The organism is Levilactobacillus tongjiangensis, from assembly GCF_003946345.1.
Taxonomy (GTDB): Bacteria; Bacillota; Bacilli; order Lactobacillales; family Lactobacillaceae; genus Levilactobacillus; species Levilactobacillus tongjiangensis.
Map to the genome: position 1 here is coordinate 21,291 of NZ_RHNY01000018.1, position 23,384 is coordinate 44,674.

20 protein-coding genes are annotated in these 23,384 nt (G+C 49.6%); 12 read left to right on the forward strand and 8 right to left on the reverse strand.

All coding sequences use genetic code 11. From position 1 onward, the window contains the following. Positions 1 to 771: 771 nt before the first annotated feature. Complete coding sequence (locus EKM75_RS10395; protein ID WP_125694380.1) at positions 772 to 1,524, reverse strand: hypothetical protein; 753 nt, start codon at positions 1,522 to 1,524, stop codon at positions 772 to 774. Positions 1,525 to 2,353: 829 nt separating this feature from the next. Continuing rightward, the gene (locus EKM75_RS10400) at positions 2,354 to 4,291 is read right to left on the reverse strand and encodes an acyltransferase family protein (RefSeq protein WP_125694382.1); all 1,938 of its coding nucleotides are present in this window, start codon (positions 4,289 to 4,291) and stop codon (positions 2,354 to 2,356) included. Between the two features lie 475 nt (positions 4,292 to 4,766). On the opposite strand from EKM75_RS10400, the gene add reads away from it, so the two are divergent. The 10 genes from add (at position 4,767) to EKM75_RS10455 (ending at position 14,935) form a co-directional block, all read left to right on the forward strand. Continuing rightward, positions 4,767 to 5,798: an adenosine deaminase gene (gene add, locus EKM75_RS10405; protein ID WP_125694384.1), complete on the forward strand. Its 1,032-nt coding sequence runs from the start codon at positions 4,767 to 4,769 to the stop codon at positions 5,796 to 5,798. Between the two features lie 520 nt (positions 5,799 to 6,318). After that, the gene (locus EKM75_RS10410) at positions 6,319 to 7,143 is read left to right on the forward strand and encodes a phage integrase N-terminal SAM-like domain-containing protein (protein ID WP_125694386.1); all 825 of its coding nucleotides are present in this window, start codon (positions 6,319 to 6,321) and stop codon (positions 7,141 to 7,143) included. Between the two features lie 67 nt (positions 7,144 to 7,210). After that, positions 7,211 to 7,909, forward strand: a complete 699-nt coding sequence (locus tag EKM75_RS10415) for a polysaccharide deacetylase family protein (RefSeq protein WP_318531122.1) — start codon at positions 7,211 to 7,213, stop codon at positions 7,907 to 7,909. A gap of 972 nt (positions 7,910 to 8,881) precedes the next feature. Next, positions 8,882 to 9,439: a L,D-transpeptidase gene (locus tag EKM75_RS10425; RefSeq protein WP_125694390.1), complete on the forward strand. Its 558-nt coding sequence runs from the start codon at positions 8,882 to 8,884 to the stop codon at positions 9,437 to 9,439. 68 nt (positions 9,440 to 9,507) lie between these two features. Then, a complete protein-coding gene (locus tag EKM75_RS10430) occupies positions 9,508 to 9,717 on the forward strand; it encodes a hypothetical protein (protein ID WP_125694392.1) in 210 nt (69 codons plus the stop codon). A gap of 136 nt (positions 9,718 to 9,853) precedes the next feature. Then, a complete protein-coding gene (locus EKM75_RS10435; protein WP_125694394.1) occupies positions 9,854 to 10,402 on the forward strand; it encodes a hypothetical protein in 549 nt (182 codons plus the stop codon). Positions 10,403 to 11,178: 776 nt separating this feature from the next. Beyond that, on the forward strand, positions 11,179 to 12,153 hold the full coding sequence (locus EKM75_RS10440) for a hypothetical protein (protein WP_125694396.1): 975 nt from the start codon (positions 11,179 to 11,181) through the stop codon (positions 12,151 to 12,153). A gap of 279 nt (positions 12,154 to 12,432) precedes the next feature. Then, positions 12,433 to 14,157, forward strand: a complete 1,725-nt coding sequence (locus EKM75_RS10445) for a hypothetical protein (RefSeq protein ID WP_125694398.1) — start codon at positions 12,433 to 12,435, stop codon at positions 14,155 to 14,157. 177 nt (positions 14,158 to 14,334) lie between these two features. Continuing rightward, positions 14,335 to 14,604, forward strand: coding sequence for a type II toxin-antitoxin system RelB/DinJ family antitoxin (locus tag EKM75_RS10450; protein ID WP_164508786.1), 270 nt, complete (start codon positions 14,335 to 14,337; stop codon positions 14,602 to 14,604). Beyond that, on the forward strand, positions 14,582 to 14,935 hold the full coding sequence (locus EKM75_RS10455; RefSeq protein WP_164508787.1) for a type II toxin-antitoxin system PemK/MazF family toxin: 354 nt from the start codon (positions 14,582 to 14,584) through the stop codon (positions 14,933 to 14,935). The genes EKM75_RS10450 and EKM75_RS10455 overlap by 23 nt, the downstream gene beginning before the upstream one ends. 214 nt (positions 14,936 to 15,149) lie before the next feature. Here the strand turns inward: EKM75_RS10455 and EKM75_RS10460 are convergent, their stop codons facing one another. From EKM75_RS10460 to EKM75_RS10485, 6 genes are all read right to left on the reverse strand, one after another. After that, the gene (locus EKM75_RS10460; protein WP_125694405.1) at positions 15,150 to 16,157 is read right to left on the reverse strand and encodes an aldo/keto reductase; all 1,008 of its coding nucleotides are present in this window, start codon (positions 16,155 to 16,157) and stop codon (positions 15,150 to 15,152) included. Positions 16,158 to 16,284: 127 nt separating this feature from the next. Further along, a complete protein-coding gene (locus tag EKM75_RS10465) occupies positions 16,285 to 16,956 on the reverse strand; it encodes a putative quinol monooxygenase (RefSeq protein ID WP_125694407.1) in 672 nt (223 codons plus the stop codon). Between the two features lie 593 nt (positions 16,957 to 17,549). Next, positions 17,550 to 18,131 carry an LbetaH domain-containing protein gene (locus tag EKM75_RS10470; RefSeq protein WP_125694409.1) on the reverse strand — a complete coding sequence of 194 codons (582 nt, stop codon included), beginning with the start codon at positions 18,129 to 18,131 and terminating at the stop codon, positions 17,550 to 17,552. An 86-nt stretch (positions 18,132 to 18,217) separates the two neighbouring features. Further along, positions 18,218 to 19,126 (reverse strand): amidohydrolase family protein, encoded by a 909-nt coding sequence (locus EKM75_RS10475; protein WP_125694411.1) that lies wholly within the window; start codon positions 19,124 to 19,126, stop codon positions 18,218 to 18,220. A 12-nt stretch (positions 19,127 to 19,138) separates the two neighbouring features. Beyond that, the gene (locus EKM75_RS10480; protein WP_225426708.1) at positions 19,139 to 19,810 is read right to left on the reverse strand and encodes an NAD(P)H-binding protein; all 672 of its coding nucleotides are present in this window, start codon (positions 19,808 to 19,810) and stop codon (positions 19,139 to 19,141) included. Between the two features lie 201 nt (positions 19,811 to 20,011). Beyond that, complete coding sequence (locus tag EKM75_RS10485) at positions 20,012 to 20,389, reverse strand: DUF2255 family protein (RefSeq protein WP_125694415.1); 378 nt, start codon at positions 20,387 to 20,389, stop codon at positions 20,012 to 20,014. 794 nt (positions 20,390 to 21,183) lie between these two features. Here EKM75_RS10485 and EKM75_RS10490 point away from each other — a divergent pair. Both EKM75_RS10490 and EKM75_RS10495 read left to right on the forward strand, forming a co-directional pair. Next, positions 21,184 to 22,335, forward strand: a complete 1,152-nt coding sequence (locus EKM75_RS10490) for a low temperature requirement protein A (protein WP_164508788.1) — start codon at positions 21,184 to 21,186, stop codon at positions 22,333 to 22,335. A gap of 149 nt (positions 22,336 to 22,484) precedes the next feature. Further along, positions 22,485 to 23,369, forward strand: coding sequence for a LysR family transcriptional regulator (locus EKM75_RS10495; RefSeq protein WP_125694419.1), 885 nt, complete (start codon positions 22,485 to 22,487; stop codon positions 23,367 to 23,369). The last annotated feature ends 15 nt before the right edge of the window (positions 23,370 to 23,384 follow it).

Consider the following 23,384-nt stretch of genomic DNA (forward strand, 5'->3'; position numbering starts at 1 on the left):
TTGTAAAGCGATTACTTTTCAGTATTAGCCAGTTCTAAGAATCGCTAGAAATCCTTAATCTAACGACAATTGTGATAGGTCGTGTTGTAGTTGCAGGCTATATACAGGTAGGTCAAGTGCCTAAAATGGCCGCCTCCGGCCGCCAGGGATGGTACCTGCTGTGGGGACCGCCTGCGGCCTGAGAACCGGTCCTCCGGCTCGACTTGAAGCCCCGCCCAAGCCCAGGCGGGGCTCCAAGCTCGTCCCGTGTTGGTGACTCGGCAACCCCACCGAGCCACCAACACTTTCACAGCCGGCACCATCCCTGGCAACCTCCGGCTACGGTAGTTTTCTAGATTTACTCTGGTTTAAATCCACGACACGTCCTCTCACAATTGTCTTAGCTGGCGGTTTACTTGGTAATTAACAATTACATAGCAGCAGCGGTTAAACCCATAACCTAGTTGAAGTTGTAGGCTGTTGTGGCTGGCCAACAACTTCAACCGCATAGCCAGTGCATACTACACTGAATTTTCCATACACAGAAGCCGCTGGTAGCTAGACGCGGAGTCTGTGAAAGTGGCGTTAGCTCGGTGGGTTTTTCCGAGCTTAGGCCACGGGACGAGCTTGGAAACTCGGTGATTTTCCGAGCTTCCAAGTCGAGACTAAAGACCGCTCTTTGGCTTTAGTCGGTCCCCACAGCGGAGCGTCTAGCTACCAGCGGCGGCAATCTACAACTAACCAAAAAAAAGAAGCACGCCATCAAGCGTGCTTCTAGTTGAAACAACCACGTTAATCTGCTGCCATGAACTTACCAGCAGTCAGCAATGATGCCTTTACCCAGCCTTTGTTGGTAACGTAGAGGTACTTAACGTTCTTCTTGTTTTGTTTGATGGTGATCTTCTTAGTTGCGTAGAAGGTCTTGCTTTGTGGCAGGACGCCCTTCTTGGTCAACGTAACCTTAGGCTTGTCAGCGGCAAATTTCCCACTAAAGTAAGCTGGTGTAGCGCCTTTGAAGTGAAAAGCGGCTTTCTTGATCTTAGCAGAGCTAACTAAAGTGTAGGTCTTGCCCGCGATTTTGTCGGCAGCGGCCTTCTTAGTTGCCTTCTTACCATCAGCTGCCATAAACTTACCCGCTGTCAGCTTAGAGAGAACGGCCCAGCCTTTGACCTTACCGTTAGTACTCTTCACGTAAGCATAGGTTACCTTCTTGGCCTTAGCCTTCTTGGTAGCCTTGGTCTTGATCACAATCTGCTTAGTGACGTTGTAGGTCTTTTCGCCAGCCAGGGTCCCTTTCTTAGCCATAGTGACTTTGGCCTTGTCGGCAGCAAATGCGGCGCTATACAGTGCTGGTTTCCCACTCTTCACGTGATAAGCGGCTTTTTTAACGTTTTTAACGCTTACCAGTGTATACGTGGTTTTTTTGGCGGCCACTTTAGCGGCCGCCATCGCAGTTGTTTCACCAGTTGCGGGAGCAATAGCCCCTAACCCTAATGGCAATACCATCGCTGCTGCAGCTGCGATCATTGCAACTTTTTTCATCATAACAATTACCCCCCAGTAGATTTCGTGGTGAATCCATCCCTGAATTCACTTGGTATATTACCACGTAACGTAATTGAGACTCTCATCTGTTTACTCGAAATGGTCCCGAATCCCCCAAGAAATTGCGACCACTGGTAAATTAACGGAACTAACATCTCGGGGGCAAATTGGTGAACCAACAAAAAAGTCGCAAATCCCTGTCAATCCGGGATTTGCGATTTGGTAAGCCACTTAAAGGTTAAAATAAATAACAACTTATTAGTAATGCGGTTATTTGTCCGCCTTACCAGTCACAGCGGATGGGCTGGAACGGTGCCGACACAATTTTAAGCCTCAAAACCCGGAGTCTTAAAACTTGGTCTTATTCTAACTACCGGAAACCCACCGGTACTAAGAATAACGAGGCGCCTGAGCCCATCCGCTGTGACCTCACGGCTTCGATTACCTGATATTTTCAAAAATTATTATCTAAATAGTCGGTTAGAAGCTAACCAGTAAAATAGTGCAGTATTTAAAGACCAATTCACCAGGCAATCGCCTCTCAATCACTGATTAGTACTGTCAATTAAGACTGACAGCTAACACATTTGTTACTGACACAGCCAATGTAGCCGCAGGTTGCCAGGGCTGGTGGTAGCTGTGAAAGTGGCGTTAGCTCGGTGATTTCCCGAGGTTACACCACGGGAAATCACCGAGCTTGGAAACACGCGCCCTAGGCGTGGTTTCAAGTCGAGGTGCGAGACCGCACTATGGCTCGCGCCGGTCCCCACAGCATGCACCAGCCCTGGCGGCCGGAGGCGGCCAAGTCATGCCAACAGCACACCAACTGTTATTTAGAAGTCTTAGCCATCGACTTAGCAATCAGTGACGTGAAGTACCGGTTCCCCAAGTTGTTAGGATGAACGTGATCGCTAACGAACCACTTATCATGGCCCTTAGCCGTCCCGTACCAATCGATCTCATGGACGTTGTCGTACTTGGCAGCCGTCTTAGCGATCATCTTGTTCACGGAATTCTGCCATTCACGCGTTGGGACGTGCGCGTTGACCCAGAAGATCTGGCGCTTAGGCCCAATGGCATGCACGATTTGGTCCGCTTGGTCCGCTGTCACGTACCCGTTCGTCCCAATATTGACTAGCACCGTCTGTGCCAGTTGGCCCCGTTGTGCCAAGCCACTAATTACGCCCGGTACAGCATCTGCTTGCCGACCCACGGCGCCATCAACGACGGCGCCTGGGAAGACCTCTTGCAGATCACCGGAGTCATCTAGCAGAACGGAGTCCCCCACTGCCGTGATTGGCGTTTGCTTGCTAGTCGTCAGTTCCTTAGCGTTTAAGAAGTAGTATTTCGCCGTCTTCTGGTCCGCCTTGGACATCTTTGAAAAGGCCACTGCCTTCTCGTGTTTACGCTTAGAGGCAGCCGCTGCTAACGCCTTTTGTTTCTTGGCCGCAGCTGCGTTTTGCTTCTTCGTCGAAGCTTGCCGCTCCGTAATCGTCCGCTGGAGGGCCGTTGGTTTCGCGGCAGCTGGCTGTTGAACGAACCCGACGGCGGTGACACCAAACAGGACAGCAGCAATCACCGTAAACGTGCTGGCCACCCGGTGGGCACCGGGTTGTTGCAGCAGGTTCTTCACATCATGGGTCAACTGACCATAATGGTAGTGCCGCATTGGATTTTCAATAAACCGGTAACTCAGCTCCGTCACCAACATGATCAAGGCTACCTCAACCAAGGCGTTGAACAACGGATGATTGCCGATGTTCACCTTAGCTTCATAGAAAATCATGACGGGAAACTGATACAGGTAAATCCCATAGCTCCGCTTACCCACGTAACTAAAGACGGGGTTCGAGAGCAGGCGATTCATATCACTCCCCGGATGGGCCACCGTTGCCACCAGAACACCAGCTAACACGGTGAACCAGAACATACCGCCACGATAAGTGCTGGCTGCTTGCCCATTCATGGTAAAGAACATGTAAATTAGAACTAATAGTGACACCAGGCCCGCACCATTTAGAATCCAGCGGTGGGCCTGTGAGACATTTGAATTAAGTTTGTGAGCCGGCCACAGGAAGGCCATACCCGTTCCAATCAGGATGGCAAACATCCGAGTATCAGTTCCGTAGTAGACCCGGTTCGTGTTCGCTGGGTCGTACAGTAACGCCATTAAGACCGCTGACACGACCGCCACCGCAAAGAGAATGGCTACGGCCCGGGCGCGCTTCCGTAAGAACAGTAGCAGGGCCAACACCACGAACGGCCATACCAGATAGAATTGCCCTTCAATGGATAACGACCACAAGTGCGTAAACGGCGACTCTCCATTAAACCGGTCAAAGTAGGACTGGCCGTGTTTAATCTCAAACCAGTTATAGCCATAGATCAAGTTGGTGACCACGGTACCCCGAATATTGGCCAACAGGCTCCGCTGGAACAGCGTGATGTAGGCTGTCGTCCCTAAAATCATGGTGACCAACGCCGGATACAGTCGTTTTAGTCGCCGGCCGTAGAACCCCCAGACATCAATTTCATTGTGCGTATCCCACTCTTGAATCAACAGATACGTAATCAGATAGCCAGAAACCACGAAGAATATGGGCACCCCTAGGTAACCCCCCTGTAAGGTGGATGGTGCTAAGTGATAAATGATAACCCCCAAAACGGCTAACGTCCGGATACCATCGAATCCGGTTATGTATCGTCGCTTTCCTTCGCGCTGACTACGCAAAAGCGTTCGCGTGAGCCGCGTGTAAGTCTGATCCATAATAATTGCTCCTTCTCTTTATAAAAACCAGTAACTGTCAGACTGGTGATACTCCCCAAATGGTTGTAAAACTAGTTATTAAGTTGATTTTATTATTCGTTATGTTGATATTTTTCGCGATAATTTACCAGATATATGTACTGACCCTTCTAACGGCCTTAATTACCCGGCAAAATCTCGGTAGTTAACTAGACCTAATCATATAATGTTTACCCCGTAGAAACAACGTTTTTACCCACATTTTTGAAATTGTAAAATTTGACATCAACAAGTAACCGTTCCCATTTAACAAAAACGAAATTATCGGGATTTTCAAGCGACTTCAAGGGGCAAGTTAATTCGCTAAGCAAACATTCAGAAGGGCAAAAAGGCGGGTCATTCGCTTTAGCTAATGTCAGTAGTCGATTTTTCTCTGGTAGTTAAACGCTTTCATGATATACTTAAAAGAAGCTATTCATCAAAGGAGGAGTTCACCATGTCCCGCGTCAAACCTTTTACTGAAGATAACGTCCGCCAATACCCCAAGGTTGAATTACACTGCCACCTTGATGGGTCAATTTCTCTGCCAGCTCTCCGGGAAATGGCAGCGGTGACGGGGACCCCGCTGCCCGCCGACGACCAAGACTTACGTCACCTGGTCACCGCCCCCCTTGAAACCGAAAGTCTTATTGACTACTTACAACGCTTCCAAGTCGTAACCGACCTGATGCAGACCGCCGAACAGCTACGAATTGCTGGCTTCGATATGGTTCGCACAGCGGCCGCCGATGGCCTCATTTACTTAGAAACCCGCTTCGCCCCAGCAATCTTCACCCAAAAGGGGCTGTCCGTCCGCGACGCCATTCAAGCAACCCTAGACGGTCTCCACGCTGGTACTGAAGAATTTGGCATTCCAGTTAATGCCATCGTCTGTGTCATGCGTGATCGCCCCATCGACGAATGCATTGGCGTCTTTGAAGTTGCCAGTGAATTCATTGGCAAGGGCGTCGTTGGCCTCGATTTTGCTGGCGACGAATACAATCACCCAGCCATCGACCTTGCCGAAGCCATGAAAGCTGGCCGGCAAACTGGCCTGCCATTCTCATTTCACGCGGGTGAAGCTGGCCCCGTTGACAACGTGGCCGTTGCCCTCACCATGGGGGCCGAACGGATTGGCCACGGGGTCCACATGAGTGGCTTCCCCGCGACCATCAAGCAAGCCAAGCGCGCCGACGCAACCATTGAAATGTGTCCCACTAGCAACGTCCAGACTAAGGCTGTCACTGGTTACGACACCTTCCCACTCTCTGAATTCTTGAGTGCCGGCCTGAACGTCACCCTCAACACCGACGACCGGACCGTTTCCAACGTCACCCTGACCAGTGAATTCATGACCGTTCATGCACACTACGGACTGGGCTGGCAACACTTAGAACGCCTGACTTTAAACGCCATTAACGGCGCCTTTATCTCTGACGAGGAAAAAGCCGCCCTCCGTGATAAGGTCCACGCCGCTGTCACAGCTTAAGCTTTGTTTTAAACCACCACTATTGACCTGAATTCAGTGGTGGTTTTAATTTACACCCGATTAGCCTAAATCTGGTAGACTGGAGATAGCTGAAGTACTCGTCAACGGTTGGCAGGAGTGCCGCCCGCTGCGAGACTTGGAACAAGCCATAGGACGGTCTCACGCCTAGACTTGAAATCACATCGAGACTCGAAAAATAACTGAGCTGACGCCACTTTCATGGCTGACATTCGACCAGCTGATTTAAGTTATCCGACACCTAATCAATTCAGTGCACAACCGTAGCCGCAGGTGGCTGGGGATGGGGTCGCCGTGTCGATGGTGTTACTTGGTGGTTTTCCAAGTTACAGCATGGGACGAGCTGGGAGACCCGCTGGGTTTGGCGGGGCTGCCAGTCGAGGAGCAAGACCGCTCTTCAGGCTTGCTCCGGTCCCCACGGCGACCCCCATCCCCGGCCACCGGAGGCGGACGCTTTGTATCTTGACTAGTTAAAGTAATTTTTAGAAAGTGAGGCGGTTGAATGCCGCAAGAATACCCATACCAAGACGCCTTCAACCGAATGCTAGCCGACCGGTCAATGGCCACCGCCACCCATGACGAATATACGTCAACGTTGAAAGACTTCTTCCACTACTTAGAAAACTTCAATCCCACCTATCAACGCGACCACCGGGTCAACCAACTTCAGACGCCTGACGTGGAACAATACCTGGCCATGTTGGTGGACGCCCGTCAAATTCAAAACCAGACCTATAATAAAATTCTGTCCCACTTAAACGTCTACTTTAAGTTTCTCTTCTCTCACCGCTGGACGCCTTACCTGCCCACGCTCGACCTCAAGAGTAAGCCTAAACAGGCCGCCCAACCGGTCAACTACCGGTGGGTCGACACCCTAGACGACTTCTTAGCCGACCAGCGGCTCCACGTTTACACTCGGCTGACCCTGTTGCTGATCGCCCACGGCTATCCCGTGCAGGTCTTTTTGCAACCGGACTTCACGGCTAAACTAAGCACCACTGACTGGACCGCTGCCGACCAGGCCTTTCTGCAAGAATTCCGAGCATTTGTGACGCCCTTACAGGACCGTTTTCAAACCGGTGATTGGTTCTTAAAGCAGCGGGCCGCGGCCGACCCACACCTGACATTGCCCGGCCTCCACAAGTATCTCAAGCCCGACGAAAGGATCATTGGTTTCGCCCTCAGCCCCACCGTTTTATATCAAGGTTACTTAGTTAACTATCTTCGCCGCCACCCGCAAAAGACCGACAGAGAGGTTGTTGCGACCCTCCATTTGGAACCAGATTCCATCGACTACTACCGCCGACTGGCCCAACGTGCCGATTGAGTTCACTTTTTATGAAATTCCTCTTATAATATAACTTATATAAGATTAATTATTTGGGGGAATAATTATGCGTAGAAAATGGTGGTTATTGGGTGGCTGTCTGGCCCTTGCCGCCCTACTCGTATGGGGAATCAATCGTTCCCAAGAGCGGCCCAATCACAACGTGCAATCTCATCCGGCTCAGGAAAACGAAATCTCCAGTCACGACGTCTCGGCCACTCAGGTCAAGGCGCCCAAACCGTGGTTGAAGTTAAAACACCCGTTAAAGTTGCCGATTCTGATGTATCACAGCATCGCCAGCGGTAACCAACTGCGGGTACCCAAGAAACAGTTCGCGCACGAGATGGCCTACCTGAAACAGCACGGCTACCAGACACTAACGACGACACAGGCGATTCGCGCACTGACAACCAACACCGTGCCCCAGAAAAAAGTCGTTTGGATCACGCTAGATGATGCGTACAAGGACAATCGCAAGATTTTACCCATTTTGAAAAAATATCACCAACACGCCACAATCAATGTGATTACCGGCTTTACGCACAAGTCTAACCACTTGACCCTAGCTGAAATGAAGCAATTAAAAGACTCCGGTCACATTGATTTTGCTAGCCACACGGTCCAACACCTGAACCTCGACAGTCTCACGGCAACGGAGCAGAAGCAAGAACTGACGGCTTCCAAGACGTGGCTGGACCAACGCCTCCAACAGGATACCAAGATGCTCACCCCGCTGGTCGCGCTAACAAGACGACTCACAAGCTAGCTAAACAGGCTGGCTACAGCATTGCTCTAACAACCCAGGAGGGCGTCGCTACCATGAAACAGGGCCGCTACAACCTCGCCCGCTTACGAGTCACCCCGGGCATAACGCTGGCCACGTTTGGTGCAATGATAGGTTCTGGGAGTTGATTCCTCATTAATTTGCTAACTAATGGCTCTGGCTAAGCTTCACCAACCAGGGCCATTTTATTTTGCTCGAATGTAAGCGTTTCCCATTGTTTAATCCCGCCTTTCGCCGTACAATGAAACTAGTTAAAAAAATCACAAGGAGGTCTTGATTATGGGGAGCGTGGCAACGTTAGTCACTTGGTCATTCATGGTAATCTTGATCGGGGCGGAAATCGTCCGGGGCATCTTCATGTTCCGCGGCTAAAGATGATGATTGGAATGGGTTTGGGACAAAAGTCTCAGACCCTTTTTGTGTTTCGAACGTATGTCGTCGCAACCCCCGACAAAAGTCAATTAACACCGCTTAACCGCGATAGACCAGCAATCCACGACTGGGATTATTCAACTAACTTTGTTGGTCGACCAGCCTAACCACCGTTTCCACCTGCCAATTGCCACCGCATCGTGCTAGTCTGTGGCAACCTCATCGGGCAAAACCGCCCGTTAGAAAATTTAGTAGCGAGAAGGTGGCCCCATGTGGTCGAAGTTGAATCCTCATTTCTATCGAACGTTGCCCTTTTGGTTGGGCATCCTCTGCATTCTAGCTGAACGATTTCTCTGGCATTTTGATAGCCAATCGGCGCGGTTACTGGGGGTGGGTACCGGCACTTTTCTCATTCTCTTGAGTTTTGACCATGAACCGAAGGACAATCCTTGAAGCGAGTTGCTGAGAATCCCAGCAACTCGCTCTTTTTCGGTCCACAGCCAGGCCGTACTGTCCGTTGACAGTTTATAAATATACTCATAAGATGAACTTGTTGAAATTATAAGGAGGAACCCCTACATAATGAAAAAAGTAACCCTGTTGATTGTCACATTACTAGCCGTCCTAGGATTGACCGGGGGCACAGTTCGGCTGAGTAACCACGCCACCACTGCGCAAGCTAAAACAACTAAGACGACGAAGACCCCTTCCTGGAAACAGTCTTCCGAGTCTAAACCTTACCCAAACCTGAAGAAGCACAAGCACGCCTTTATCAAGGTCTCCATTGCCAAGCAACGGGTCTACATCATGGCCAGCAAGAAGAAAGTTCTGTACACCATGAAGTGCTCGACCGGTAAGAAGTCCTCCCCAACTCCTAAGGGGACGTTCCACATTCAAAACCGTGGTAAGTCCTTCTACAATGCCAGTTCCCGTGAAGGTGCCCGTTACTGGACCTCCTTCAAGGATTGGGGTGTTTACCTGTTCCACACCGTCCCAACTAACGCCAAAGGGAAGTACGTGGTCAGCGAAGCCAAGAAGTTGGGCAAGCGCGCCAGCCACGGTTGCGTGCGCCTCAGCGTTGCCGACGCCCACTGGATCTACACCCACGTGCCAGCCAAAATCAAAGTCGTTATTCACTAGGCTTATAAGCCTGACCAGGACGCTCGCGATACGTACAGGCCTTATCTAAGTCGTGTGAAACGGGCGATTTGAGCGACTTTGAAGACCTGATTGCTGGCTACGTTAAGATCGAGCTGGAACGATTAATTGATATGCTGAGATTGAACCACCAGAAACAGGCCAACTTTAAAAGCGGTATCGAAGCGGCCCTTGAAGATGTTAAGAATGGCAACGTGACTGAGTACCACACGGCTGCGGAGCTCATGCAGCATCTCACAGATCTGGAGAATGAGGACTAATTAGAAAAGAAGCCTATCAACTAAAAGCTGATAGGCTTCTTTCTTTATGTAATCACCCAAAGTGACAAATTGTGTCATGCCACTCGCGTATAATTTAAACATAATAACTAATTTATGAAACTGAGGAGTGTTCTTTATGTTAAATCGTAAAAGTTTAATCAAGTTCGTTACCATGTTAGGTATCGGCGTTAGCCTGTTAGGCGTCGGCTCTGTCACTGCCAACGCGTCAAGCAAGCCATATTACGGGAGTCTTTATTCTCGAAAACTTACATATCATGTAAAAGCTTCATCTAAGCATTGGAAAAATATTTGGAAGGGCGCTATCAATTCATGGAACAGTCTGCATGTTGTTAAGCTTCGTGCTACGAAAAAGGCATCAAATGCTGACATCCGATTAACGACAGTCAAAAGGCTTAAAAATAATACTTACCTGTTTGATCCTGTTTATGACGGATTTGAACATCGGGGCAGTATTTATCGAATCAAAGTTAGCATGAATCGTCAAGCTCTGACGCATTTAAATGAAACGGAGCTAGGAAAAGAAAAGGACGCCTTATGGGCTGTTGGAATGGCACTTGGACTGGAATCAAATGATGACAAAACAAGTGCCTTATCGGGTTATGCTTCTAAGCCATCAGCTAAAGACAAGGCCAATTTAAAACTTGCTTACAAAGGTATCAAGTAAACAACACAAAAAAAGCACCCCACTTAACGGGTGCTTTTTTTCAATCCATCAATGTATCTCTAACCAGCGCCACGACGCCAGTCTCAAGCTCTTCTGTCCCAGACGCGATAATCACCGTGCAGCTCCTTTGAGCAGTCTATTATACTACTACCTGTAGAGTGTTAGAGCGGTGGCGAACCCTCAACTATGATTGGAGTGATGCGTATGCAACACAACATCAAACTTGAAAGGCTCGCTGTATGTAATCGGTCTGTCGGCATGCCTCCTGGGCATCGCCGCAATCTTGAACGCTGTTGCCAAGGTGATTACGGCTTATGCCAAAATCATCGAAGCAAACAAAAAGAACCGCAGCTAACTTGGCGGTCTACTCGGTTCTTTACGCTGTAATGTGACTGGGTGAGCTGTCGCTCTACATCTACCGTGTTTCTGCGCTAATTATAGCACAGGACACGGTGTTTTTGTACAGTGTTGAATTCAAGGCAAAAGAAAAGAACCATCGCTAACTTGGCCGTCTGCCTGGTTCTTTACGTCGTATTGTAACTAGATGAGTTTTCGCTCTACAGCTACATAACTATAACACCTAAACTATTCGATCAAAATCAGTATGCCTGACGCGCTTTGGTATCAAGGCTATCCTTTATCCGGGGTAGCTTTTTTATTTTGGCATTCAAAAATTAAATCACGTTAACTATTGAAGCATCTCTTCAATGACCATATAATAGGTCTTATAAACGTATTGTCACTACATAAACTGGTTATTGAGGAGTAATAATATCGTGAAAACTAAAAAAATGATCATCGCTACGGCAACCCTGTTAGCCGCAGTTGGTATGGGCTCGGGTACTGCAATCAGCCAAGCAGGTTTGGGAGTCGATCAGGCTAGTGCTAAGTCCGTGCGTCACATCGCAACGCCTAAGTCTTACAAGAAGTTGGCTAAGAAAGCTGTTCACGTTTCTAAAGGAAATCTGTATTCATCAGCTAAGCTAAGCAAGATTTCTCACAAGGCTAAGAACTACAGGCACACGACCTTCTATCGAACTAAGCAAGCTAAGGTGGTTAAGGCTAACAAGAAGACTGCTGTTTATAACTACATCAAATCAAGCAATGGTAAGACTAAGGGCTGGATTTGGCACGGTTATGTGAAGAATGGCAAGGCTCCAAAAGCTAAGACAAGCAAAGCTGTAGCCACGAGTGCTAAGTCGAAGTCAAGCTCATCTGTAAGCTCAAGCAATAAGATTAGTAAGAGCAAGCTAAAGAGTATTAGTAATGCTGTTAATAACACGAATAAACCTAGTGTCTTGAATAACTGGGTAATTAAACCTGGCAAAAAAGGCTCAGGTGCATTAACTGATTCTAAAGGATACCTGAAGCCTGCTAAGGGAACCAAGCTTTATTCTATTGGCGGTGGAACAGTTATTGGAACGCTCTCTAATGGTCATCGTATTATGGGAAACTCATATCATCCCTCTAAGTATTTGGAAGTAATGCCTGGGATGCATAGTAACTCCGAAAACTTCACTAATAATTCTGGACATTGGGTTGCATACTATATCAGTGGTGATGGATTAAAAGGAACCGCCGCCGCTCCACATAAAGGGTTTAAGTATATGAGCGGAATGGACCAAGGATTGATTAGCGGATTTGATGGAGTTTGGTTAGGCAAGAACTCTAATTCAGATAGTGCTCTTTATAACTGGGGCTCTAAAATTTTATTGATTAATAAGAAAGCAGCTCAAGCAAAGTTTTTCTAATACAAATTTTTTAGTCACGATAATGAAAAGCACCCTATATAGGGTGCTTTTCATTTTATACTTTTTGATGTGCGATTTGTATTAAAGTACTTCACCCCCACCAACGTGTGAAGTACAATTGACAAATTAGGCACCATTCAAGCTCATGCCACTAGCTCTAAGTAACAATATTCCACGGGTGTTAGACCATCACTGCTAAATACGATAAACTGGAGATGATTAGTAACACGCCACATAAGTAAGAAACTTCCTGCCAACTTAGAAAGGGTTACATACACTATGTTATTAGTTGCATTTTTCTGCACACTAGCCGCCTTTATCATGGGCATTATGGGGCTGGTTCAACGCCCCCAACACGCCAAAATGTTGATTGGCGTCTACGTCTTTTACTACTTGATTGCCCTGCTGGCCGTCTTCGTGATGCTGCCAAGCAAAGCACTCTTTAGCTTGATCATCCTCAACGTCATCAGCGGTATCGCCTACCTGCCATTTTTGGCTTTCAGTAGTCCCAACGTGACGATCGAAGGTCCTGAAAAGAGTGGTCGGCCCCGCTTTCGTAGTCGCAACCGCGGACTCAACGTCGCCGCTGCCATTCTGGGCCTGCTCTTCTTAACCAGCCTCTTTGGCGCTGCCCAGACCCGTTTCGGCGTGAAGCCCGTCTACAACTCCTTGAAAATCAAGACCATGAAGACGGCGCCCCTTTTGGATAAGGATGCCACCCCCATCGCCATTGCGCCCAAGACCGTCCGCAACAAGATGAACAAAGCCATGAGCACCGTTCCCAACACCTCCTACTACAAGTTGGGCGACCTCCAGACCCAAGTTGTGAAAGGCAAAACCGTCTACATCGCGCCCGTTGAATTCGACGGGTTTTGGCGGTGGCAACGCGCCCGCGAGACGCCGGGTTACTTCATGATCGACGCCACCAACGTGAACGCCGAACCCCATTTCGTCAAACAGTCCATGAAATACACGCCGAGTGCCTACCTGATGGACGACGCCCAACGAGTCATCTACAATCGTTTTCCAGGTTGGGTCCAAGAAGGCCAACCGCAACTCGAAATCAAAGACAACGGCGAACCCTACTTCATTCAAACGGTTTATAAAGCGCGCGGCGTCTCCAGTCGTATCAATTACCACAGCCTGCACGTCGTTGTCCTGAACGCCAAGACCGGGGCCACTAGCCTCTACGCTGCCGCCAAAGCCCCCAAGTTTATCAACGAATCAATTGCCTCCTCCACCGCTGCCGAAATGAACGACATTTTCGGCTGGTACGGCAACGGCTACTTCAATGCGCATTTCAACAAGACCGGCGTTAAGGAACCCAACAGTAATGGGACCGAGGACGGCGTCACACCCGTAGTCGACAAGCACGGTGATATCTCGTACTTTAACGACTTCACCTCACCTAAGACCAGCGCAGATTCAACCATGGGTTACTCCATGATCAACGCCAGAACCGGAACCCTGACCTACTACACTGGTAAAAATATCGGGGTCATGGACAGTGACGGTGCCAAGAAGATTGCCGAGAAGGAATACGTGGCCCAGAAATGGACTGCCACCATGCCAATCATGTACAACATCGATGGCACGCCAACCTGGGTCGTTTCCCTGCTAGACTCCACCGGTGCCTTCCGGAGTTACGCCTACATCAAGGCCGCCGACCAAAGCGTGAAGGCTTACGCCACGACGGCGACCCAGGCACTGGACCAGTACCGGGTGCAACTCGCCTCCGTTGGCTCCACGGCCAGCTCGACCACGAACTCCAAGGTTACGAAGACCAAGGGAACTGTGGAACGGGTCGTCGTCATTCCAAATGGGGACACCCAAAACGTACTGTTTGCCTTAAAAGGCAACGACACCCTCTGGACCGTGGGAACTGCCGATTACCCGAAGGCCGTCTTGATGAAGGCTGGCGACCGAGTCAAACTGACCGGCCGAATCAACCAGAGCGCCAAGACGGGAACCGTCGAAACCTACACGAACCAGACGTTTAAATAGGCCCTACTCTTACTAACGAAATTCAGGTGAGATTTGTCACCCTCTTTCTTGAAATACTTGACCATTTGTCTCAGTTTTAAAAAGGCAAGCTCTTATTTTTAAATTTGATTGTCAAAGTAGCCGGATTGATTAACATTGTTAGTACAATGCTATATACTATCTTTGGAGGTGAGCGTATTGTCAAAAAACACAACCCTGACCATTCGATTAAACAAAGATGTCAAAGAACATGCCGCCAAAGTTGCCTCTGGCATGGGCTTAGACTTAAGTACTGCCGTCAACATGTTCTTAGTCGAACTAAATAAAACCAATAAATTACCTTTCACACCAACAGGTCCCGAGTTCCCAGACATTTGGAAAGATGATCCCAAGGATATCGCAAGCTTTAATCAGCACATAGGCCTATTAGATGATGGGAGAAATTATGGTAAAGAAAACACCGATTAAACAAGGTCAACTTTATTGGATTGATTGTGAACCACATGCTGGCCACGAAGAGGGGGGCCATAGTCCTCTAAGCAACAATATCCGGCGCCCCGTTGTCGTTGTTTCAAATAATCGTTTTAACCATTCAGGAATGTCTATTGTTTTTCCAATCACATCTAAGAGGCTTAAGAGTCGTTACCTTTTGCCAATTACTGCCAAACATCCATCAAGTATCATTTTGACTCAGATTCTAGGTTATGATATGTTAGCTCGCAATGCAGAACCACTTAACGCATCTGTTTCAAAGGAACAATTAGCGTATCTCAAAGAAATTGTCCTTCGCATGCTTTGATGATCCACCAAATGATTTTTTAAAGCCCAAGAATATAAAAACAGGTTTGAGATAAAAGTCTCAAACCTGTTTTTGCACTCCGAACATATATAGTCGAAACGTGCGACAAAAGGCAGTCAACTCCGCTTAACCCCGCTAGACAAACAATCCAAGACCGGATTATTCGTCTAGCAACGTTAATGCTCATTGACTAACCGCCTTTGCCCCACTCTCTTTACCGTTGAAAGTTCGTATCGTCTGAAGCCAACGGTCCCACTAATTCGTGTGGCACGTATGGCTCTTCCAGATATTTCACATCAGCCGGCGTCAGTTGGAGGTCCAATGCCTTAACGGCGCCCTGCAAATGCGACGACTTCGTAGCGCCGATGATGGGGGCAGTCACCGTCTGCTTTTGTAACAGCCAGGCCAATGCGACCTGAACACGGTCCACACCGTGCTTGTCGGCAATCTCACCAACCCGCTGGATGATCGGCATATCCAACTGCTTACTATCATCGTACTTGGAACGGGCCACTTTATCAGTCGCATACCGCTTCGTATCCCCGGCCCAATCGCGGGTCAAGCGACCGGATGCCAGTGGGCTGTATGGTGTCACCGCAATCCCCTGGTCCGCACACAGCGGCAGCATCTCCCGTTCCTCTTCCCTGTAAAGAAGATTCAAGTGATTCTGCATCGACACAAATTTGGTCCAACCGTGCTGTTCAGCCACCGCTTGCGCCTTTTCAAACTGCCAAGCAAACATGGCCGAGGCTCCGATGTAACGGGCCTTACCGGACTTCACAACGTCGTTCAACGCCTCCATGGTTTCTTCAATTGGCGTGGTGTAATCCCACCGATGAATGATGTACAGATCCACGTAGTCCGTCTGCAGGCGTGCCAGACTCTGGTCGATCTGAGACAAGATGGCCTTGCGGGACAATCCCGCCACGTTAGGCGCTTGGTTCGGAGTGAAGAACACCTTCGTGGCTAATACAACTTCGTCACGATTGGCCAACTTATTCAGTGCGTGACCCACGAACCGTTCACTATCGCCGTGTGAGTAAATATTCGCTGTATCAAAGAAGTTAATACCCAGGTCTAACGCCTCACGAATGACTTGTTCGCTAGCCGTTTCAGCGATGGCCCAGGGAAACATCCCCGTCGACGCGTTACCGAATCCCATGGTCCCTAAACACAACCGGGAAACGTCTAATCCGGTACGTCCTAGTTTTACGTAATCCATTGTCTACCATCCTTTTCTGCAATGATTTCTATGTACGTCAGCCGATTCAGCCAACTGACTAAATTTAGTATAGAGTCTTCGACCAACTCGAAGGCAAGTCCCATACTGATGACGCCATAACCGATCGCTAACCCTCAAACACCAACCCACCCTGATTGACCAGCGTGTCTGGCGTCAAGATAGTGGTTGTCGATTCCTGCACCATGTCTTGACCGGCTGCTTGATAGCGCCGGTAACCCGCTGACTGACAGAGAGTCTGGTAAGCCAATAGATCGGTATAAACATCAAAACGCACCCAATTTTGTGGCGCCGTCACCGACCGACCAATGTACGTTGCCAGAATCCCCTGAGTACCTGCCAACCAGGTCCGGAGGGACGTTTGCATCAACTTCCGGTACGCTTCCTCCTTGCCCGCCTGCAACGTGAACTCATGTAACTGAATAAAGTGCCCGTCATCCTGAGTCCCCCGCAACGATTGTTTCAGTTCCAGTAAGAGTACCGGCGTCAAATTGATCACCGTCTGGTCGGTGACCGCTTGTTCAGCGACGTCCTTAAAAGCCGAAAACTGTGGTGACTTTGCGTGCGTGTCATAACTAGTTTGATCGCGATAAATTTCCACAACCCGATTAGCCGTCCCCGCCGCATCGACGTGGGTCGCATACATGGCGAGGGTCCCCGCCTCATTTTCAATTGAAGTTTGTAGATTGTGCTGACCCGCCGCGACAAAAGCGTCACGTTGGTCAGCTTTGATTTTTAATTTAAATAATCGAAATAGTGGTGCTGGGTGTTCCTGTGCCATCGAAATCGCTGCCCTTCACTCGTTTAATTAGTTACTAAAAAGGTTGAAAGTTCCAAAACCAAGAATAATAAGGCATTATAGACGAGAAATTAGTGTCATCAGCCACCTGCGGCGGTCAGATATTCCGCCTGCTGTGGGGAACGCCTCCGGCCTGAGAAGCGGTCCTCCGGCTCGGTTTGAAGCCTGGAAAACCACCAGTCTCCAAACACGTCCCACGCTGTAAGCCGAAAATCGGCTAACACCGTCGACACAGCTGCCTCCACCTCTGACCACCTCCGGTTAAACAGGCTCTCGGAAACTAAGCTAGCTTAGATGACTGTACTTACTCACTATTATTGGCGTTCCACTAGGTAGCCGAGAGTGCGTCAAATTTGGACTCAGCCGTGGGATTTTCAAGCGATTCTCTTGAAAATGGCGACTTAAAGACGTGCCCTGCGGCTTCAAGCGAGGGGGAAGACCACCCTTTGGCTTGTCCCCGTTCCAGTCCAAATTTGGCGAACGGTAAGGCGGCAACTTCCCACTACGTCTGACCCACCACCTTGTTGTATCAGGTACAGTGGGTGTTTCAGTACTTTCAACCTTTAATTAATTGCTTACGCCAATGGTGCTAATGGTTTGATGACCCGCGCAGGTACGCCACCGACGACCGTATTAGCCGGCACGTCTTTGGTGACCACGGCGCCGGCACCCACGACAACGTTGTTGCCAATGTGGACGCCGCCAATAATGGTGACGTTGCCGACAATCCACACGTCATCGCCAACGGTAATTGGCTTGGTGTAGGTGACCAAGTAACGGGAACCGTCTGGACGCACGCCAAACCGTTGTGTCGCATCCAGATCGTGCGCTCCGCAGTAAAACTTGGTATCCGGCGCAATGATGACGCGGTTACCTAACGTAATTTTGTTTGAATCTTGAAACGTGCAATTGCCATTGATGAAGACATCATCACCAACCGTCATGTGTTGCCCGTAGAGTGCACTAAACGTCCCATTAATGGTCAATCGGACCCCGGTTCGCCCAAAGAACGCCTGAATAGCAGCGGCCCGTTGCGTGCCAGTCGCCGTATTGATGGCTGTAACTAACTTGCGGCCACGGGCTAAGATTCCCTGCAACTCTGGATCACGGTAATCGTAATCCTGAACCGCCAATAATTTTTCGTGTTCCGTCATCATCTCGTTAATCTCTCCTAACGCAAATCGGGCAACCGAACCAGTTGGTTCAAGGTCACCCGATTATCCTTTTATCGCTGACCTGATACTTACGCCGTCAAGGCCTGCCAGTTATCCCTAAAAATAGCCTGCTTCTGCGCCGTTGTAATCGCCATGTCATTGACAGCCTGTTCGATGACCGCCGTTGGCCCCACTGGTGGGATACCAAATGGTGAATCGGTCCCAAATAAAACGTGGTCAATGCCGAAGAAATCGACTGCTAATTCCAACGCCTTGGGATTACCCAGAATGGCCGTATCCACGTAAAACTTTTGAAAGTCCGCGTAGTCCTCAGCCGTTTGGATGTACTTGATGCGTTGACTAAAGTACGGGACCATCGCGCCAGCATGATGAACAATGACCTTCAGCCCCGGATACTTCCGAAAATACTTCGCGGCTACGATGCCATACATCGCTTGGGTAAGCTCGTATTCCCAGCTAAACGTCAAGTTGTTAGCCGGCTTCTGCATATCAAAGACCGGATGCAACCAGATGGGCGTACCGATGGCGGCCATTTTAGCAAAAACGGGTTCATACGCTTCAGCCGTAACCGGCTGGCCCAACGCTTGCGTGAAGAGCTGGACGCCGACCAACGCATCACTGCCAGCCACCTGGTCGTCGATGATCTGCAGGGCGGCAGGCACGTTATTCATCGGTAACATCGCCACCCCAGCTGGGAAAATATCGCGATTATCCCGCACCATGGCGGCAATTTCAGCATTGGCAGACCGACACAATTTGGCGGCCTGGTCAGGGTCAACAAAGTCTTCCGGATTCAAGTTGACCGCCGAAATAATTTGTTGGTGAGCCGTTGGTAACGAGGATCGGTGTTGCGCAACGTCCGTCAATAGGTCGTTCTTCATATAGGGGAAATTAGCCAGGACGTTGGGGTGAATCGCGTTCATTTGTGCCAAAAACTTGGGTGGTAGAACGTGGGCAAAAACATCAATCACTGCCATCGTGATGCCCCCTTAGTACCAGCTAGGCTTGTCGCCGTCAGTTCCGGCCTTGTCCAGCCCAACACTGGCCTTCTCGTAGGTCGCTGGCTGGTTGATGACCTTGACCACGAAGTCCGCCACACTTTGCCGGGAAACTTCGGTCCCTTTAAACCCATCAGCTAACGTCGTCACTTCGTAATCGACCTCGGTGTTATTTGTTAACCAGGCAGGGCGAACTTCAGTGTAATCCAATCCAGACTTGGCCACCAGTTCCGCCGTCCGGGCAAACGCTGGTAAGTAGGCCCCAATCATCTGGTGGTTCCACTCGCCAAACTTGCCAGGTACTTCATCGTGAGCGCCCAGTGAGCTGATGTAGATCAACCGTGACTTGCCAGTCTGCTTCATGGCATCCACGACGCTCTGCGTTTGAACGTCCAAATCGGTACCACCCAAGTTGGAGTAAACGACGTCGGCATTGCTCATCGCTGTGGCAACAGCCGCTGTGTCGTGCACATCCCCGTCTACCAAGGTGACCCGGTCGTTTTGTTCATACTTGGCCAGTCGTGAGGCATTCCGTAAGAACAGGATCAACGTATCGTCGGTCTCCTGCAATAACCGTTCCGCAACTAATTGTGCCATGGCACCATGGGCACCGAGAATCATAACTTTTGTCATTTTGAATCCTCCTAATTTTTTATCATGGATAGCTTCGTCTATATTTTCTAGCCACCAGTTACGCCCAGCTGAATAAAATCTGCGAGTCGGCAACTAGTAGGTCAACATTTTAAATATAACCCTTTCAACCGTTTAATACTCACTAATTAGTCCGGCAATCAAGAAAGTTAAGTGACAGTATTCTGTGTAACTGCACAGAACGTTGCACGCTGACCAGCTACAAGTTTAAGCCTAAAGCAACTCTATCCGGACGGTTGCGCTAACGGGACCCGCCGCAACCATTGGCGGTAAATAGGGACTCCCCGCGTACTTAGTTGCATACGCTTCACTGATAGCGGCCGTTAATCGGTCGTCAGTCTGGATTGGCACATAAGCGACCTCAAAGTCCTGCCCAGCCAAATGAATGCGGCCGGCTCCCTGTTGCTTCGCCGATTGATACCACCGTGACTGCTGGCCGTTCCAAGCTCGCACGTACAGTTGGTCACCGACCACCACCGACCAGATCCAGGTCGGTGTGCCGTAGGTTTTACCATCCTCATAGAACGGTGAGACCCGCATATCATCTGCCGTGGAAAACGCGGCTAATTGTTCCTGTGTCCACTTACTCACGTAAAAACACTCCCTTCGAGTTCAACTCATTGACATCATCATACTGGCGATTAATAATTATGTAAAATGCTTAGTTTTAATGCTTCACCATTCATTTTATGTATGCTTGTAAAACGTCACATAATGCCGCTCCGGCGGTCAGGGATAGAACCAGCTGTGGGGTCGCTTCAGCCAAAGGACGGGCTTCTCGCTCGCTTTGAAGCCACGAAAAACCCGTGTCTTCAAAGGCGCCCATGGCCTAGGCAAGCAAAAACCGCTCGCCAATGCCATTTTCACTGCTGGTTCCATCCCTGACCACCTCCGACTTATATTGGGCAATCGTTGAAATCCTGTGGAATGGCAAACTGACTATTGGACTTACCGCTTAACTACGGATGAATTAAATACTAATTTTTTCCACTACACGCCGTAGTGACTAACGTTTCATCCCAAAATCATCAGACAGCAAGCTGCGAGTCACTTCAAACTTCTCAGCCTATATTTCTAACCGACCGTTTATCCGCTATGACTGCTGTCAAACCAATCGTAGCCGAAGGTCGCCAGGGCTGGTGCTAGCCGTGAAAGTGGTGTTAACTGGCGATGATTTTTCGCCAGTTTACAGCACGGGCAAGCTTGAAGACGCGGGGCTTTCGGGGCTTCAAGTTGAGCGAGAAGCCCGCTCTTCGGCTGAAGCGTCCCCACAGCTCGCACCAGCCCTGGCGACCTTCGGCGAGGTTTACACTCAGATTCGTGCAATACCGCTCTAATTCTGTCCGCATCATCGCTACATAATAATTTCTCTGGAGGAAATCCAATTGACTAACAAACCTAAAAGCTGGTGGGGTGCCCCGCGGACCATCACCAACACCATCGAAAATCGTAAAATTTCTTGGCTGGAACTGTTCTCAGACCTAATCTACGTGGTCATCATTCATAGTTTCGTGGAAAACCTCTCGGAACACTTTAATTTGTACGGATTTGTCACATTCTGGGTTCTCTTTCTGTTCTTCTTCAATACCTGGACCAACATGGTGCTCTACTTCGACCTCCATGGGAAAAATAACCTTCGAAACGTCTTCTTCTCCATCATTCAAATCATGGCCGTGGCGGTCACCGCCACCTTCACACCGGACGTCTTCGCCGGCCACTATACTGGTTTTATTCTGGCCTACTCGTTTAACCAACTCATCTACATGTACCTCTATCTACGGACCATGATTGCCGACCCGCTCCACGCCACCACGACGCGACCGTTTCTGATTGCCTACACGATTGGTGAAGCTCTATTTATTGCCAGCATTTGGGTGCCCAACCTCGCCGTCCAACAGGGACTGATCGTCGTGAGCCTGATTATCTTCCTTAGCGCCGTCATGGCCGAGAATGGGAATTTTGACCGCGAATTCCGTCTGCGGAAGATTCCCTTTGAACTCAACTCCGCCATTCTCGAACGCTACGGACTCTTCACCATGATTGTCCTCGGTGAATCGTTAGCCGGCATTATCGAACACATGGCAGCGGAACATACGCACCTGACGGACTACACCCACTTTATCATCGCCATGGCCTGTATCACCGGGACTTGGATGATCTACTACACCCTGATGGATGAACGGACGATCACCGCCCACCGCTACTGGCCCATTTCCCTGTTCCGGGGCATTCACCGCTTCCTAATTGCCTGTCTGACCCTCCAATCCTTCTTCATTGCCCAAACGATTGAATCCGGCAAGGTCATTGACTACCGCGGCCTAGTCATCGTGACCGCGCTCGTCCTGGTTGCCCTGCTCGCACTCACCACCCCGAAGCTATACAATGACCAGCCATTACCATCGCTCAAAATCAAATGGCTCACGGGGACCATTATCGTCATGTTGGTCCTGATGGCCGCGCCAGTCTTTCTGGGACTCCTAGTTATCGACATCATGCTCCTCACAATCGGTTGCTGGACTTGGGTTCTGGAAAACTAGTCCCTACCCTTACTAACGAAATTCACGAAGATTTTGTCACCCTTTTAGCAAAAAAATCGTCGCGACCCCCTAAATGGGTAACGACGATTTTTATGAACCGACTAGAAATCAAAAACCGCTAAAATCATCCAGAAAAGAGGGCTTTATCCATGGAATTACGTGTTCTCCGTTACTTCATGATGATCGTTCAGGAGAAGAACATTAGCAAGGCGGCCGACCGCCTACATGTGTCGCAACCAACCGTGTCCCGCCAGCTTAAAGATTTAGAGGCAGAGCTGGGGACCACCCTACTTGACCGGGGCAATCGCACCATTCGCTTGACGGCAGATGGCGAATACTTCGCCAATCAGGCCAAACAGATTTTATCGCTGGCAGATAAAACGTTAACGAACATTCACCAGGACCAAGACATTGGCTCCGTCTTCGTGGGCAGCGCTGAGGCCCGAAGTATGTTGACGGTGGCCCAAGCCATCGGCCATTTAAATCACCAGCATCCCCGCGTTCAGGTCAACCTGGTCAGCACCGATGCCGCCGAAATTCACCAACAGTTAAGTTCCGGGGTCTTCGACTTTGGCGTGGTCATGGAGCCCGTCGACAAGACCGACTATGACTTTCTGCGGTTACCAGGCGAAAGTCGCTGGGGCTTACTGGTTCAAAGTCGGTCAGCACTGGCCCAACAAGCCACGGTTAGTTTGGACGATGTGGCCCACACGAAATTGATTCTCCCACAACAGGGCGGTAGCCAACGCATCCACGACCTATTCGGCTTTACCCAGGCTGATTTGGACGTCGCTGCCACCTATAACTTACTGTATAACGCCTCGCTGCTAGTGACTGCTGGCGTCGGTAACGCCTTAGGATTGGATGGCATCATCAACACCAACCAGACTGACCTGACCTTCATTCCCCTAAAGCCCCGCATCTCGTCGGGAGCCAGCCTAGTCTGGTTAAAGGGCCAACACCTTTCTACAGCCGCGCAAGCCCTATTAGCTGAAATTCAAGCGATATTAGCCCCTACTCAGACTCACAGATAGCCGATAAATCTACCA